At 69.1% G+C, this 14,437-nt stretch carries 16 protein-coding genes; 8 read left to right on the top strand and 8 right to left on the bottom strand.

Annotation, left to right across the window (positions count from 1 at the left end; all coding sequences use genetic code 11):
* Positions 1-37 precede the first annotated feature (37 nt).
* Positions 38-337, top strand: a complete 300-nt coding sequence (locus BBA86_RS02410; RefSeq protein ID WP_065570090.1) for a Dabb family protein — start codon at positions 38-40, stop codon at positions 335-337.
* Between the two features lie 17 nt (positions 338-354).
* Here the strand turns inward: BBA86_RS02410 and BBA86_RS02415 are convergent, their stop codons facing one another.
* From BBA86_RS02415 to BBA86_RS02430, 4 genes are all read right to left on the bottom strand, one after another.
* Complete coding sequence (locus BBA86_RS02415) at positions 355-1,446, bottom strand: alkene reductase (protein ID WP_065570091.1); 1,092 nt, start codon at positions 1,444-1,446, stop codon at positions 355-357.
* 44 nt (positions 1,447-1,490) lie between these two features.
* Positions 1,491-3,530, bottom strand: a complete 2,040-nt coding sequence (locus BBA86_RS02420) for an ABC transporter ATP-binding protein (RefSeq protein ID WP_065570092.1) — start codon at positions 3,528-3,530, stop codon at positions 1,491-1,493.
* Entirely contained in the window at positions 3,527-5,254 is a 1,728-nt protein-coding gene (locus BBA86_RS02425) for an ABC transporter ATP-binding protein (RefSeq protein ID WP_065570093.1), read from the bottom strand. Before BBA86_RS02425 ends, BBA86_RS02420 begins: the two co-directional genes overlap by 4 nt.
* Positions 5,255-5,329: 75 nt before the next feature.
* Positions 5,330-5,704: a response regulator gene (locus BBA86_RS02430; RefSeq protein ID WP_223247001.1), complete on the bottom strand. Its 375-nt coding sequence runs from the start codon at positions 5,702-5,704 to the stop codon at positions 5,330-5,332.
* A 72-nt stretch (positions 5,705-5,776) separates the two neighbouring features.
* Here BBA86_RS02430 and BBA86_RS02435 point away from each other — a divergent pair, with 72 nt between their 5' ends.
* The 4 genes from BBA86_RS02435 to BBA86_RS02450 all read left to right on the top strand — a co-directional run bounded on the left by BBA86_RS02435 (position 5,777) and on the right by BBA86_RS02450 (position 8,974).
* Positions 5,777-5,926: a hypothetical protein gene (locus BBA86_RS02435; RefSeq protein WP_223247002.1), complete on the top strand. Its 150-nt coding sequence runs from the start codon at positions 5,777-5,779 to the stop codon at positions 5,924-5,926.
* A gap of 93 nt (positions 5,927-6,019) precedes the next feature.
* A complete protein-coding gene (locus tag BBA86_RS14735) occupies positions 6,020-7,684 on the top strand; it encodes a ParA family protein (RefSeq protein WP_065570094.1) in 1,665 nt (554 codons plus the stop codon).
* 7 nt (positions 7,685-7,691) lie between these two features.
* The gene (locus BBA86_RS02445) at positions 7,692-8,081 is read left to right on the top strand and encodes a hypothetical protein (protein WP_065570095.1); all 390 of its coding nucleotides are present in this window, start codon (positions 7,692-7,694) and stop codon (positions 8,079-8,081) included.
* Positions 8,082-8,131: 50 nt separating this feature from the next.
* Positions 8,132-8,974, top strand: a complete 843-nt coding sequence (locus BBA86_RS02450; protein ID WP_065570169.1) for a hypothetical protein — start codon at positions 8,132-8,134, stop codon at positions 8,972-8,974.
* On the opposite strand, the gene BBA86_RS02455 is transcribed toward BBA86_RS02450, so the two are convergent.
* Together BBA86_RS02455 and BBA86_RS02460 are read right to left on the bottom strand one after the other, a co-directional pair.
* A complete protein-coding gene (locus BBA86_RS02455; protein ID WP_065570096.1) occupies positions 8,975-9,244 on the bottom strand; it encodes a hypothetical protein in 270 nt (89 codons plus the stop codon). It abuts the gene before it with no gap.
* Between the two features lie 105 nt (positions 9,245-9,349).
* Complete coding sequence (locus BBA86_RS02460) at positions 9,350-10,228, bottom strand: LysR family transcriptional regulator ArgP (protein WP_223247003.1); 879 nt, start codon at positions 10,226-10,228, stop codon at positions 9,350-9,352.
* Between the two features lie 85 nt (positions 10,229-10,313).
* Here BBA86_RS02460 and BBA86_RS02465 point away from each other — a divergent pair, with 85 nt between their 5' ends.
* Positions 10,314-10,979 carry a LysE/ArgO family amino acid transporter gene (locus BBA86_RS02465; protein ID WP_189318409.1) on the top strand — a complete coding sequence of 222 codons (666 nt, stop codon included), beginning with the start codon at positions 10,314-10,316 and terminating at the stop codon, positions 10,977-10,979.
* A 70-nt stretch (positions 10,980-11,049) separates the two neighbouring features.
* Here BBA86_RS02465 and BBA86_RS02470 read toward each other — a convergent pair whose 3' ends face one another.
* Entirely contained in the window at positions 11,050-11,412 is a 363-nt protein-coding gene (locus BBA86_RS02470) for a histone-like nucleoid-structuring protein Lsr2 (RefSeq protein ID WP_065570097.1), read from the bottom strand.
* Between the two features lie 28 nt (positions 11,413-11,440).
* The gene (locus BBA86_RS02475; protein WP_065570098.1) at positions 11,441-12,289 is read right to left on the bottom strand and encodes a helix-turn-helix transcriptional regulator; all 849 of its coding nucleotides are present in this window, start codon (positions 12,287-12,289) and stop codon (positions 11,441-11,443) included.
* Positions 12,290-12,414: 125 nt separating this feature from the next.
* Between BBA86_RS02475 and BBA86_RS02480 the strand changes: the two genes are divergently transcribed.
* Complete coding sequence (locus BBA86_RS02480) at positions 12,415-12,765, top strand: DUF485 domain-containing protein (RefSeq protein ID WP_065570099.1); 351 nt, start codon at positions 12,415-12,417, stop codon at positions 12,763-12,765.
* Positions 12,762-14,381, top strand: a complete 1,620-nt coding sequence (locus BBA86_RS02485) for a cation acetate symporter (RefSeq protein WP_065570100.1) — start codon at positions 12,762-12,764, stop codon at positions 14,379-14,381. The genes BBA86_RS02480 and BBA86_RS02485 overlap by 4 nt, the downstream gene beginning before the upstream one ends.
* Positions 14,382-14,437: the final 56 nt, after the last annotated feature.

Consider the following 14,437-nt stretch of genomic DNA (forward strand, 5'->3'; position numbering starts at 1 on the left):
CGCCTCTTCTCCCCGTCCGGGGTTAGCCTTGGTCACCATGACCATCCAGCACACCGTCGTCTTCGCCCTGCACCACGCGGAGGACTCCTCCGAAGAGAAGACGTTCCTGACGGACGCGCAACGGTCCCTCACGGCCATCCCCGGCGTCCAGCAGTTCCGCATCAACCGTCAGATCAGCCCGAAGAGCGATCTCCGCTGGCAATTCACGATGCTCTTCGACGACCAGGCCGCCTATGACGCCTACAGCGCCCACCCCGACCACGTCGCCTTCGTCGAGAGCCGCTGGAGCCACGAGGTCCGTGACTTCCAGGAGTTCGACTTCGTCGCCGGCGACTGATCGGGGCGGGCGTCGGCTCAGCGCTCGGCGCGCACCTCGGCGAGCGATGGGTAGTCCGTGTAGCCCTCTGCTCCGCCGGTGTAAAAGAGTTCCGGGCGGGGCTCGTTGAGCTCGGCGCGCTGCTCCCAGCGGGTCGGCAGATCCGGGTTCGCGATGACCGGGCGGCCCACCGCGACGGCATCCGCCCATCCTTCGAGCACGAGCTCTTCAGCCTCTTCACGCGTCGTGACGACGCCGAAGCCCGAGTTCAGGATCGTCGGAGCACTCGCCGTGTGGCGGATGTGCTGCACGAGCTCGGTCTTCGGCTCGGCGTGCAGGATGTCGATGAACGCCAGGCCCAGCGGGGCCAGCCCCTCTGCCAGGGCCGTGTACGTCGCCCGCGCGTCGGCGTCGTCGCTCTCGAAAACACCCGGGATCTGATGCTGCGGTGAGAGACGGATGCCGGTGCGCTCCGCTCCGACCGCCTCGGCGACCGCTCGGGTCACCTCGATGCCGAAGCGCGCGCGGTTCTCCGGCGATCCGCCGTAGACGTCGTCGCGCACGTTCGACTCGGGGGAGAGGAACTGGTGCACGAGGTAGCTGTTCGCACCGTGGACCTCGACGCCGTCCATGCCGGCCGCAATCGCGTTCCGCGCCGCCTGCACGAACTGTTCGACGACATCGCCAACCTCGGCGGTGGTGAGGGCGTGCGGTACGGGGAGGTCGACCTTCTCGCCCGAGACGGTGCGTCCCTGCCCCGGCGAGGCGATCGCGCTCGGCCCGACGACGAGGTCGACGCCGGAGATCGCCGGGTGCGATACCCGTCCGCCGTGCATGAGCTGCATGACGATCGTGCCGCCCTCGGCGTGCACCGCATCGGCGACCTTGCGCCATCCCGCGATCTGCTCCTCGGTCTCGATGCCGGGCTGTCCCGGGTAGGACTTCCCCGCGACGACCGGCCAGGTGCCCTCCGTGACGATGAGGCCGACACCGGCGCGCTGGCGGTAGTACTCCACCATCACGTCGTTCGGGATGCCGTCCTCCGCAGCCCGGGTGCGGGTGAGCGGGGCCATGACGACTCGGTTGGACAGATCGAGGGCGCCGAAGACGGCGGATTCGTACAAACTCATGCTGAGGGGAAACGACACGTCAGCCCGGTCGTATTCCCTCTCGCTCACTCAGCCGGCGGAGTGCCCTCCTCAGCCGGTGTCGCCTCGACCAGGTCGTCGTGCGCCTGCTCGAACTGCGAACGGTAGAGCCGGTAGTACGCGCCCTGCTGCGAGATTAGCTCCTCGTGCGTGCCCTTCTCGACGATGTCGCCGTGCTCCATCACGAGGATGAGGTCCGCGTCTCGGATCGTCGACAGGCGGTGGGCGATGACGAAGGACGTGCGGCCTTCGCGCAGTGCCGCCATTGCGTGCTGCAGCAGCAGCTCCGTGCGGGTGTCGACCGAGGAGGTCGCCTCATCGAGGATCAGCACCGCGGGCTGCGCGACGAAGGCGCGGGCGATGGTGATCAGCTGCTTCTCACCGGCCGAGACGTTCGAGGCGTCCTCGTCGAGCATCGTGTCGTATCCGTCGGGCAGCGAACGGACGAACCGGTCCACGCGCGTCGCGACCGCGGCATCCACGATCTCGTCGTCCGTCGCCGAGGCGCGGCCGTAGCGGATGTTCTCGCGGATCGTTCCCGCGAACAGCCAGGGGTCCTGCAGGACCATGCCGGTGCGCGAGCGCACGTCGTCGCGCGAGAGCTGGGCGATGTCCTGCCCGTCGAGCAGGATGCGGCCGCCATCGAGCTCGTAGAAGCGCATCAGCAGGTTGACGAGCGTCGTCTTGCCGGCACCGGTCGGGCCCACGATCGCTACGGTCTGACCGGGTTCGACCCGGAAGGACAGGTCGGTGATCAGCGGGTGGTCGGGCGCATACGCGAACTTCACATGCTCGAACTCGATGACGCCGCGGCCGTCGCCACGTGCGGGAGCGTCGGCGGCATCCGGTTCCTGCTCGTCGGCGTCGAGGAGCTCGAACACGCGCTCGGCCGACGCGGTGCCCGACTGGACCACGGCGGCCATGCCGCCGAGCTCCGACAGCGGCTGCGTGAACTGCTGCGAGTACTGGATGAACGCCTGCACATCGCCCAGGCGCAGCTGGCCGCTTGCGACCATCAGCCCGCCGAGCACGGCGATGCCGACGTAGGTGAGACTGCCGACGAACGTCATCGACGGCATGATCATGCCGGAGAGGAACTGCGCCTTGAAGGCCGCCTGATAGAGCTCCTCGTTCTCCTCCTGGAACTTCGCACGGGCGTCGGCCTCGCGCCCGAACACGCGCACGAGCGAGTGGCCGGAGAAGGACTCCTCGACCCGTGCGTTGAGGCGGCCGACCTTGCGCCATTGCACGCCGAAGGCCTTCTGGGACTTCGGGCCGATGACGCCGAAGATCACCGCCATGAGCGGAAGAGCGATGAGGGCGACGATGGCGAGCTGCCACGAGATCGAGAACATCATGACGAGCACGCCCACGACCGTGAGCACGGCGGTCAACGCGCCCGAGAGCGACTGCTGCATCGTCTGCGTGATGTTGTCGATGTCGTTCGTGACGCGCGAGATCAGTTCGCCACGCTGCACGCGGTCGAAGTGCGACAGCGGGAGGCGGTTGAGCTTCGCCTCGACGTCCTCGCGCAGGCGCCACATCGTGCGGACCATGATCACGTTGATGACGTAGCCCTGCGCCCACGTCAGGATGGCCGACACGACGTAGATGACGAGCACCCACGTGATGACGACCTTGAGGGCATCGAAGTCGACACCCGAGCCGGGCGTGTAGTTCTGCATCGCGGCCACGATGTTCGCGAAGTCGTTCTGTCCCTGACTGCGGAGGGCCTCGACCGTCTGGCTCTGGGTCAGCCCGGCGAACGCCGGGTTGGCACCGAGGGTCTTGGACAGGAATCCCTCGAAGACGATGTTCGTCGCCTCGCCGAGCACCTTCGGCGCGATCACCGCGAGGACCACGCCGACCGCTCCCGCGATCGTGACGAGGCCGAAGAGCCACTTGAACGGGGCGAGCAGCCCGATCATCCGGAGGAAGCTCGGGCCGAACTGCGACGCCTTCCCGGGGGCGACCGAGTCCCACGACCCGCTGTTCAGACGCGCCTGCTCAGCGAGTTCCGCTTCGAGCTTCTCGTCGTCGGTCATCTCCGTCTCCAGCGCGCTCATGCGTCCACCCCCAGCTGCGATTCGACGATCTCGCGGTACGTCTCGTTGGTCGCGAGGAGCTCGGTATGAGTCCCCACGCCGACCATCCGGCCCGCATCGAGCACCACGATGCGGTCCGCGTCGATGATCGTCGAGACGCGCTGGGCGACGACGATCTTGGTGACCTCCGGCAGCTCGCGCCAGAGTGCCTGCCGCAATCGGGCGTCGGTCGAGAGGTCGAGGGCCGAGAACGAGTCGTCGAAGACGAGGATGTCGGGGCGGTGCACGATCGCACGGGCGATCGACAGCCGCTGACGCTGACCGCCGGAGACGTTGGTGCCGCCCTGGGCGATACGGGCGTCGAGCCCGCCTTCCATCTGCTCCACGAAGTCGCGGCCCTGTGCGATCTCCAATGCGTGCCAGATCTCGTCGTCGGTGGCTTCTTCACGTCCGAAACGCAGGTTGGACGCAACGGTTCCGGTGAACAGGAACGCGCGCTGGGGGACCAGCCCGATGCCCTTCCAGAGCTCGTCGAGATCGGCCTCGCGCACGTCGACACCTGCGACCTTCACCGAGCCCCCGGTGACATCGAACAGGCGGGGGATGAGTGAGACGAGCGTCGTCTTGCCTGCCCCCGTCGAGCCGACGACGGCTACCGTCTCGCCCGGCGCCGCCGCGAAGGTGAGTCCTTCGAGCACGGGGGAATCCGCGCCGGGATAGGTGAAGGACACGTTCTCGAACTCGACGGCTCCGGGGCGAGGGAACTCCTTCACGGGCCGCTCCGGACGGACGAGCCCGCCGTCGACGGCGAGGACCTCGCCGATGCGATCGGCCGAGACCGCCGCGCGAGGGATCATGATCGTCATGAAGGTGGCCATCAGGACGCCCATGAGGATCTGACCGATGTACTGCATGAAGGCGAACAGGGTGCCGATCTGCACACTGCCCTCGTTGACCTCGATGCCGCCGAACCAGATGACTCCGACGACCGTGACGTTGAGGACGAGCATCGCGAGCGGGAACATGAGGACGAAGAGCGACCCGACCTTGCGGCCCACGACGAGGATGTCGGTGTTCGCGCCGCGGAACCGCTCCTCCTCAATCGGCTCGCGGACGAAGGCCCGGACGACACGGACCCCGGTGAGCTGCTCGCGCAGGATGCGGTTCACGGCGTCGAGTTTGGTCTGGTAGCTGCGGAACAGCGGCACCATACGGCTGATGATGAGGACGCCGATCACCAGGAGCACTGGGACCGAGACGCCGATCAGCCAGCTGAGGCCGACGTCCTGCTGCAGCGCCATGATGATGCCACCGATGGCGAGCAGGGGAGCGGTCACGAGCATCGTCGCGCCCATCATCGCCAGCATCTGCACCTGCTGCACGTCGTTCGTGTTGCGGGTGATGAGCGAGCCCGCTCCGAACTGCGTGACCTCGCGCTCCGAGAAACCGCTGACGCGCTCGAACACGTCGCGCCGGATGTCGCGGCCGACGGCCATCGCCGCGCGGGCGGCGAAGAAGGTGGCGACGATCGACGCGACGATCTGACCGAGCGCGATGGCGAGCATGAGCAGGCCGTGCGACCAGATGTAGCCGACGTCGCCCTGGGTCACGCCCTTGTCGATGATGTCGGCGTTCAGGCGGGGGAGGTACAGCGCCGCCATGGCCGACGCGAACTGGAAGATCAGCACGCCGATCAGCAGCAGGCGATAGGTCCGGAGGTACCGGACCAGAAGGGTTCCGAGCATGGATCTCAGAGTGCCACTACCTGCCGACATCCGCGTCCCCCCGCGGGTGGATGTCCGCTGACGGCGTAGCAGGGCTCAGCTCGCGAGCTCGAGCAGCTCCCGCACGTGCCCGACGATCTCGCGCGGACGGAACGGCTTCGCGACGACCTCGTCCACGCCGGCGCGGAGCGCCACCTCCTGGTCGCTGCTGTGCACTCGAGCGGTCAGCATGATGATGTGCGGCTGCGGGATGTCGACGCTCTGACGGATCTCCTGGGACGCTTGGATGCCGTCCGTCCCGGGCATCATCCAATCCATCAGGACGACCCGCGGTCGGTGTGCGCGCACCCGTTCGACGCCCTCTCGGCCGTTGCCGGCCCGAGCGACGGAGATGCCGGCGCGCTCGAGGCTCGAGACGAGGAGCATAGCGATGTCGTCGTCGTCGTCAACCACCAGCACCGAAATCGCCACCCCCGTACTCTGACACGATCCGGGGGGCCGGGGTAATCGCGGGGACACCGCCGGGGATGCGATCTGACGGTCATGACCGACACGGTCACGTTGCGCTCGCCGCTGTTCGGCTGGACCGTGGAACCCCTGCTCCTGCGCCCCTATCTGCAGCGACTCATCCGCTCGCGCAACGCCGTCCTGGTCGCGTCCCTGAGGGGTTCGGCGCCCGATCAGGCACGCTGAACCCGTGTTCCTCCCCGTCCACCGGGGATTTTGACGCCGGTCGCGATAGCGTGGGAGCGGTCCGTCCCCGCGGTCGGCCATCGAAAGGAATCCATGAGCACTGGCAGCGACCCGGCACGCGCGTCTGCGCACGTCACCGGCGGAACCGCGCGGTTCACGGCGACCGACGGGGCGGAGGAGACGTTCGAGGCCGCTGACGCGGACGCCGTACGTCGGCTGATCGTCGATCGCGTCCGAGCGGATGCCGCTGCCTCCGGTGCGCCCATCGAACTCGCCACGAGCGGGGACCGTGGCGAGCACCGACTCCTCGTCGATCCGGCCGGTGCCATCGACGTGGAGCTCGACGACCGTACGGTGACGCGCTCCGAGCTGCGACAGCAGGCGTGGTGGACGACCGATCCCGAGCCGGCCGACGGCTCGGAACCGCAGACCGGGCCCGACTCAGGGTCTGGACCCGAGCCGGCGCCGGAACCCGAGCCGGAGTCCGAGCCGCTCGTCGAGCCCGCCCTCGTCGCCGAGGTGCCCGCCTTCTTCCCCTCCTCCTCGTCCGCCGTCGACGACGGCGACGACGACGACCTCGACGACCCCGTTCCCGCGGGCTGGGAGCCTGCCCGGGTGACGGAGATCCCCGCTGCCGCGCCCGCGCCCGAGCCCACCCCCGAAGCGGAGACCGACGGTCGTCCGACCGCCGGCACCGACCCCGTCGATGTGGCTCGCGCGTCCTTCGCGGCCGAGGTTCAGCCCGCGGACGAGGTGGACGACGGGCACATCTCCGCCGCAGAGCCCGTGGCCCCCGAGGGCGCACCCGCGCCCGACACCGCGTTCGAGGCATCCGCTTCTCACGGTCCCCGTCCCTCGTTCATCGAGCCCCCCAGCGATCACCCCGCCACTGTGACCGGCTGGCGCGCGTTCTTCGTGCGGATCGGCGTTCCCATGAAGCCGTCGAAGGCGGAGATCGAGCGCGCGGAACGCGAGAAGGCGGTGTCGCGCCAGTGGGCGGGATGCCGCGCGATCGCGGTCGCCAACGGCAAGGGCGGCGTCGGCAAGACGATGACCACAGCGGTCCTCTCGGCGGTGTTCGCACGGCACGGTGGCGGAAACGTCCTCGCCTGGGACAACAACGACACCCGCGGCACGCTCGGCTGGCGTACCGAACAGGGTGACTACGACACGACGATCCGCGATCTCCTGCCCGAAGCGCCGCGGCTGCTCGAAGCGACGGCATCCGTCTCGGACATCGCGCGGTTCGTCCACCACCAGTCCGTCGACCGCTACGACGTGCTGCGCTCCAACCCCGAACTGCTCGCGGCCGACCAGCGCATCACCACGGCGGACTTCGACCTCCTCGCTCAGGTCGCCGCCCGCTACTACCGCATGGTGATCTTCGATTCCGGCAACGACGAGTCGGCCGACCGCTGGCTGCGGATGATCGACTCCGCGCACCAGCTCGTCGTCCCGACTCTCGCCGCTCCGGAATCCGCCGAGTCCGCGGCGCTCCTGCTCGACGCCCTCCGAAAGCGCGACGAGCACTCGCGTCGTCTCGCCGACGGCGCCGTCGTCGTGGTCGGGCAGTCCGAACGGGCGGGGATCGGCGCCGCGCAACGCATCGCGGCGGGCTTCGAGGGCCACGTCCGCGCGGTCGAGATCATCCCCTTCGACGACTCCCTGAAGGCGGGCCGCATCCGCTACGACGCACTCCAACCCCGGACGAAGGATGCCTGGATGCGCGCCGCCGCCGCGGTGGCTCAAGGGCTGTAGGTTCCGCGTGCGTGCGGCCACGGGGGTCATGCTCGTCCTCGCTGTGCTCGCAGGACTGATCCTCGTCGGGGGCCTCTTCGTCGACACCCGCGAGAACACCGAATCGCGGTGCTGGAACGACGATCACCCGGCGGGTGTCTTGGTGTCCGAAACGGCCCTCCTCTCCGCGGAGGCGACCATGTGGCCCGTGGGGCGGCAGTGCACCTGGGAGGCGGCGTCGGGTGACGTCGTGATCGTGACGCAGACGGGATGGCCGAGGACGATCGGCTTCGTCGCCGTGAGTGCGATCTCGGCGGTTCTGGCCGTCGTCGGTGCGATACGCCGGCGCGCCGGCGCTGTCGCCCCGTTGATCGTCTGCGTCCTCGCTCTCGGGGCCGCCGCATTCTGGGCGAACTGATCAGGCGCGGACCGCTCGAGGGGGCGACGGGCATGCGAGAGGATGGCGAATTGACCGGTGCCGATCGCGACACGCGGCTGATCGAGGTCGCCGCGCGGCTCAGCGTAGCTCCCGCCGGTGATTTCGTTGCGCTCCGGAAAGCTGCGGCGGAGGAGGTCGAGGACCGGGACCTCGCAGCGGCCATCCGCGGTCTGCGCAAGCCCGTGCTCGCCGCCTGGGTGGTCAACCTCCTCGCCGCCGACGACCCCGAGGCACTGGTGCCCGCCGCTGAGCTCGCCGAGGCGTTCCGGGAAGCCGCGGATGCCGGCGACGCACGTGCCCTCGCGGAGCTCACGACGCGGCGCCGCAGCATCCTTCGTGACCTCGTCGAGCGCGCCGTCATCCTCGCAGGCGACAACGGCGCGGACGTCGGCGCGGCGGTGCGTGCCGCTGTCGAGCAGACACTCGACGCGGCGCTGCGGGATTCGGATGCCGCCGCTGCCGTCGCGAGCGCTCGACTGCTGCGTTCCATCGAGGCGACCGGGATGGACGCTCCCGACCTATCGGGTGCGGTGTCGGGTCCGTTCGACGCGGGTTCTGCCCGGACCGACGGCGACGACGAGCTCGCCGAACGGCGCGCTGCCCGCGAGGTCGCACGGGCGGCGGCCGACGCCCGCCGCCACGCTGAGAGTGCGGAGAAGGAGCTCGCCCGGGTGGAGGAACACCTCGAAGCGGCCCGGACGCGCGCGACCGAGCTCGAGGAACGCCTCGCCGAGATCGACCGGGAACGCGCCCGGACGGCGAACGATCTGGACGCGGCTCAGAGGGCGGTGGACGGTCTCACTGACGAGCGCACCGTCGCCCGCGACGCCGCGCGCCGGGCGAGGAAGGCCGCCGATAAGGCGGCCACGTGATCAACCGCGTGAACGGAGTTGATCGAGAGCGGTCGTCGCGGTCGACCAGACGAGCGTCTGCGCGACTTCTTCGGCCCGGTCGTATCGCGGACCGGTGAGGACGACGTACACGGCTCCGACGACGTCGATGTAGCCGACGACCTCGCCGCCGATCCGCACTTCGTACCGATCCTCGGCGATCAGGTCCCATTGGATGCGGGACGCTCGAGGCGGGGCATCCGCCGGCCGACGGGTGGGCAGCGCACGCAGCGTCTCAGAATCCACGTACATGTTCCGCACCTCGTCTCTCGCACCCAGCCGACGCTTATCCCAGGGGACCACCATCACTCGGGGGGTGGGGTTGGCGGAGGGGATTGACGACGTCGTCTCCGGCGGCTACGCGAGGACGGGAGATGCGGCAGCGGTGCGGCGGACGGCGTCCGTCACGGTGTCGAGCAGGTCGGAGGACAGGTTCCACCTCTGCCAGTAGAGCGGGACGTCGACGGTGTCCTCGGCGAGGATCGTCAGCGATCCGGCGGCGACGCCCGCTTCGAATTGACCCGGAAGCAGCATCCCCCACCCGAGTCCCAGGGCGACCGCCTGGGCGAACTCGGCGGACGCGCTGATGATGTGCCGGGGTGGCTCGTGACGCGCGCCGTGTCGACGGGCGAAGGCGCTCTGCAGGCTGTCGTGCCGGTCGAAGTCCACTCGGGGCGCGGTTTCGAGGCCGGCGCTGCGCACCCCGTCGGGGAACCAGCGGTCAGCGAAGGCCTGGGTCGCCACGGCGGTGTACCGCATGCGGCCGATGGGCGAGGCGACGCAACCTGCCACCGGATCCCGCTGAGATGTCACGGCTGCCATCACCGTGCCAGCGGCGAGCAACTGCGCGGTGCGCTCCTGATCCTCGCGGTGCAGTTCGAACGTCACGTCCTGCGCGCCGGTGACGGCTGCCAGGGCGGGAAGGAACCACGTGATGAGGGAATCCGCGTTGACCGCGAGCGTGACGTGCGCCGGGCCGTCGTCGCCGAGCGCGCTCCGAGCGTCGTGCTCGAGCAAGTCGAGCTGCCGTGCCAGGCGGACGAGCGGCTCACCGGCCGGCGTCGCGGTCACGGGTTTCGTCCTTCGGAGGACCACCCGTCCCACCCGCTGTTCGATGACGCGGATCCGCTGGCTGACGGCACTCGGCGTGATGCCCAGCCGCGCGGCCGCGCGGTCGAGAGTGCCTGCATCGACGGCGGCGGCGAGCGTTCGCAGGTGCTCCAACGGGATGTCCACGATCCCGAGCGTACTGAAGCATTCCTTCAGATCGTGCACAATCCTTCGCTGTACTGCATCGACAAGCACCCGTACGGTCGATGACGTGCCCCCCGATCTCGTCGCCCTCCTCTCCGGCCTGGGTCTGTGCCTCGGACTCATCATCTCGATCGGCGCGCAGAACGCCGTGGTTCTGCGACAAGGCCTGCGACGCGAGCACATCGGCATCGTCGTGCTGGTCTGCGTCGTCAGTGACGCGATCCTGCAGACCGTCGGCGTCGCCGGCATCGCCACCGTCGTGACCGCGCACCCGTGGCTCGAAACCGCTGCGCGGTGGGCGGGCGCGATCTTCATCGTCGGGTTCGCGATCGTGAGTGCGCGTCGCGCATGGCGAGGCGGCGGGAGCCTCGAGGTGGCCGCGGACGAGGAACAGACGGATGCCTCCTCCGCCCGCGCGGTGCTCACGCGAACCCGCTCACGGACGACGACCCGGACCGCCACGCTTGTGACCATCCTCGCCGTCACCTGGTTGAACCCCCACGCGATCGTGGAGACGACGGTCGTTCTCGGTTCCGTCGCCGCGACACACGGCGACGCGCGATGGTTCTTCCTCGCCGGAGGGATCGCCGCCAGCACCCTGTGGTTCGTGCTCTTCGGTTATGGCGCCCGCTACCTCGCGCCCCTCCTGCGAACCGAACGCGCGTGGCGGATCCTCGACGGCGGCATCGCCGCGATCATGGTGGTCATCGCGGTGACGCTCGTGCTCGGCTAGCGCCGGGAGATGCGGCAGCGGTGCGGCGTGACGGCTCGTTCCCGGTCAGCGCCGGGGGAGTGTGACCGGGTCAGTGCGCGGCGTCGTACGCGTCGAGCACCTGCGCGGGGACGCGCCCGCGCTCAGAGACCTGATAGCCGTTCTTCGCCGCCCACTCGCGGATCGGCGCGTAATCGCGCTGACCGCCGCGCTTCTGCGTGCGGCTTCCGCTCGAGGATGCCGCGGGGCGGCCCGAGCTCGCCCGGTTCGAGACGCGTCGGGCCGCGTCGACGTACGGCGCCAGCGCGTCGCGGAGCGCATTCGCGTTGTCGTGGGTGAGATCGATCTCGTAGGCAGTGCCGTCGACGGAGAAGAGGACGGTCTCGCCGTCGCCGACTTCGAGGACGGTGCCGTCCAGGTCGTCGACGAGCTGGTGCACGATTTTGCGGGCCATGCGCCGAGCCTAGTGGTGCGGACGGCCGCTACGGCAGCAATCCGGCCCGGCGCGCCTTGGCCACGGCGGCATGACGGGTCGAGGCATCCAGCTTCGCCATCGCCGCCTGCAGATAGGACTTGACCGTCCCTTCGCGCAGCGACAGCGACGCGGCGATCTCGGCATTCGTCGCGCCGAGGGCGCAGCACGCCAGGACGTCCAGCTCCCGCGGCGAGAGGGCGACGTCGAGCGATGCCTCCCCGGCGGCCGGGCGGGTCATCCCCGTCAGCCTCTTCTCGACGGCGGCGATCCGGTCGCGGATGTCGGGGTCGGAGACGGATGCCGCGATGCTCCGCAGCTCGGCATAGCTCTCGCGCAGGTCCTCCTGCGCGGCGGCGGGGAGAGCGGGCTCAGCGGGTAGGAGTGCGGCCACTCGGCGCTCCACCTCCTCGCGGACACGCAGCTCGGTGGCGAGCATGTCGGCCGCTTTGAAAGCCGGGCGGCTGACGAGGTCACCGACGGGACCGGGGGTCCACGAGCCGCAGTACACGATGCCGCGCGGGCGCCCGGTGACGACCACGGGGACGGCGAGGAGCGTCGAGATGCCTTCGCCCAGGATCGCCCGGTCGTAGTCGTGGGTGATCGTGCGGGCGGTCCGATAGTCCAGAGCGAGGCGGGGCCGCTTCTCGAGCATGGCTGCACCACCGAGTCCCCGGCCGGCTTCGACGACGAGGCCTTCGATGCTGCGGGTCCGCGTTCCGGCGATGGCGGTCACGTGCACGGCGCCGCCTCGTTCGAGGCCTCCGAAGACGACGGGAAACCGGGTCTGACGAGCCAGATCCGACACGGCTCGGGAGACGAGCCGCGTGTCCGCGTCGCTCTCTGCCGACGATCCCACGCGTACCTACTTCCGGGGGTGACGGCACCTCTGCCGCCTTCGTACGGTCGAACCTACCACGCGGCTGATTCTCAGGAACGGCCGGTGAGAGCATCGCAGCTCACCCCATGAGGCAAGGAGGCCACATGTCGTCGCAGTCACCCCACGGAGGCGTCGAAGGGAGTGCCATCGACTACGTCGCGGTCGAGGAATCGCCGCGGTTCGTCGAACTGAAGAAGAAACATCGCAGCGTCGTTTTCCCGCTCGCTGTGCTCTTCCTCGTCTGGTACTTCGTCTACGTCCTGCTCTCGTCCTTCGCGCCCGACTTCATGGCGCAGGAGGTCTTCGGCCACATCACCATCGGCCTGCTCCTGGGGCTCGGCCAGTTCATCACGACCTTCGCGATCACGATGGGCTACGTCGCCTTCGCGAACCGGACGCTCGACCCGATCTCGTCCGAGATCCGCGCCGACCTCGAGAGGCAGGAAGCCCGATGAGTCCCATCCTCGCCGCAGCGGCGCCCGCTACCGCAGCCGAGAACAATCCCGTCCTCAACATCTCGATCTTCGGCGCGTTCGTCGCGGTGACGCTGTTCATCGTGATCCGCGCGAGCCGCAACAACAAGACCGCCGCCGATTACTACGCCGCCGGTCGCTCCTTCACCGGCCCGCAGAACGGTTTCGCCATCGCCGGCGACTACCTCTCGGCGGCATCCTTCCTCGGCATCGTCGGCGCCATCGCGATCAACGGTTACGACGGCTTCCTGTATTCGATCGGCTTCCTCGTGGCGTGGCTCGTCGCCCTGCTGCTGGTCGCCGAGCTCATGCGCAACACCGGCAAGTTCACCATGGCCGACGTGCTGTCATTCCGCCTGAAGCAGCGCCCGGTGCGCCTCGCGGCCGCGATCACCACCCTCGCCGTCTGCTTCTTCTACCTGCTCGCGCAGATGGCCGGCGCGGGCGGGCTCGTCTCGCTCCTCCTCGGCATCACCGAGCAGATCGGACAGTCGATCGTGGTCGCGGTCGTCGGTGTCCTGATGATCGTCTACGTCCTCATCGGCGGTATGAAGGGCACGACCTGGGTGCAGATCGTGAAGGCGTTCCTGCTCATCGGCGGTGCCATCGTCATGACGATCTGGGTTCTCGCGATCAACGGGTTCAGCCTCGACTCGCTGCTCGAGTCCGCTGTCCAGAAGTCGACGACCGACCCGCAGGAGGCGATCCTCGGCCCGGGCCTGCAGTACGGCGCGAATCCGTGGGACTTCATCTCCCTCGCGATCGCCCTCGTCCTCGGCACGGCGGGCCTGCCGCACGTCCTGATGCGCTTCTACACGGTGCCGACGGCGAAGGAAGCACGTCGCTCGGTCGTCTGGGCGATCTGGCTCATCGGCCTCTTCTACCTCCTGACGCTCGTCCTCGGCTACGGCGCGGGTGCGATCGTCGGGTCGGAGACGATCAAGGCTGCGCCCGGCGGCGTCAACTCCGCGGCTCCGCTCCTGGCGGCGGCCTTGGGTGGACCGGTCCTGCTCGGCTTCATCTCGGCGGTCGCCTTCGCGACGATCCTCGCCGTCGTCGCCGGCCTCACGATCACGGCGGCGGCATCCTTCGCCCACGACATCTACGCGAACGTCGTGAAGAAGGGGAACGTCCCGCCGGACGGAGAGGTCAAGGTCGCCCGACGCACGGTCATCGTGATCGGCGTGCTGGCGATCCTCGGCGGCATCGGTGTGCAGGGGCAGAACGTCGCGTTCCTCGTGGCGCTGGCCTTCGCGGTCGCCGCCTCGGCGAACCTTCCGACGATCCTGTACTCGCTCTTCTGGCGGAAGTTCACGACCCGCGGGGCGGTGTGGAGCATGTACGGCGGCCTCGCTACCGCGATCGTCCTCATCGTCCTGTCGCCGGTGTTCTGGGGCACGGAGACGAGCGTGTTCAAGAATGTCGGCACGGCGATCTGGCCGCTCAACAACCCGGGCATCGTGTCGATCCCGGTGGGCTTCCTCCTCGGGTGGCTGGGGTCGGTGACCTCACGGAAGGCCGAAGACGCCACCAAGGCCGCCGAGATGGAGGTCCGCTCGCTGACCGGGTACGGCGCCGAGAAGGCGGTCGACCACTAACAGAGCGGATGCCGCGACGAGGCGGGCAGGGACGGCCTACACGTCCCTGCCCGCCT

It is taken from the genome of Microbacterium oleivorans (assembly GCF_001691565.1).
GTDB lineage: Bacteria > Actinomycetota > Actinomycetes > Actinomycetales > Microbacteriaceae > Microbacterium > Microbacterium oleivorans_B.

What these genes read in the sequence shown, in the direction of transcription:
- BBA86_RS02470 (WP_065570097.1), bottom strand. Translation starts at nt 11,412, where the DNA reads ATGGCCCGCAAAATCGTGCACCAGCTCGTCGACGACCTGGACGGCACC.
- BBA86_RS02435 (WP_223247002.1), top strand. Translation starts at nt 5,777, where the DNA reads ATGACCGACACGGTCACGTTGCGCTCGCCGCTGTTCGGCTGGACCGTG.
- BBA86_RS02425 (WP_065570093.1), bottom strand. Translation starts at nt 5,254, where the DNA reads ATGCTCGGAACCCTTCTGGTCCGGTACCTCCGGACCTATCGCCTGCTG.
- BBA86_RS02410 (WP_065570090.1), top strand. Translation starts at nt 38, where the DNA reads ATGACCATCCAGCACACCGTCGTCTTCGCCCTGCACCACGCGGAGGAC.
- BBA86_RS02415 (WP_065570091.1), bottom strand. Translation starts at nt 1,446, where the DNA reads ATGAGTTTGTACGAATCCGCCGTCTTCGGCGCCCTCGATCTGTCCAAC.
- BBA86_RS02455 (WP_065570096.1), bottom strand. Translation starts at nt 9,244, where the DNA reads ATGTACGTGGATTCTGAGACGCTGCGTGCGCTGCCCACCCGTCGGCCG.
- BBA86_RS02480 (WP_065570099.1), top strand. Translation starts at nt 12,415, where the DNA reads ATGTCGTCGCAGTCACCCCACGGAGGCGTCGAAGGGAGTGCCATCGAC.
- BBA86_RS02420 (WP_065570092.1), bottom strand. Translation starts at nt 3,530, where the DNA reads ATGAGCGCGCTGGAGACGGAGATGACCGACGACGAGAAGCTCGAAGCG.
- BBA86_RS14735 (WP_065570094.1), top strand. Translation starts at nt 6,020, where the DNA reads ATGAGCACTGGCAGCGACCCGGCACGCGCGTCTGCGCACGTCACCGGC.
- BBA86_RS02485 (WP_065570100.1), top strand. Translation starts at nt 12,762, where the DNA reads ATGAGTCCCATCCTCGCCGCAGCGGCGCCCGCTACCGCAGCCGAGAAC.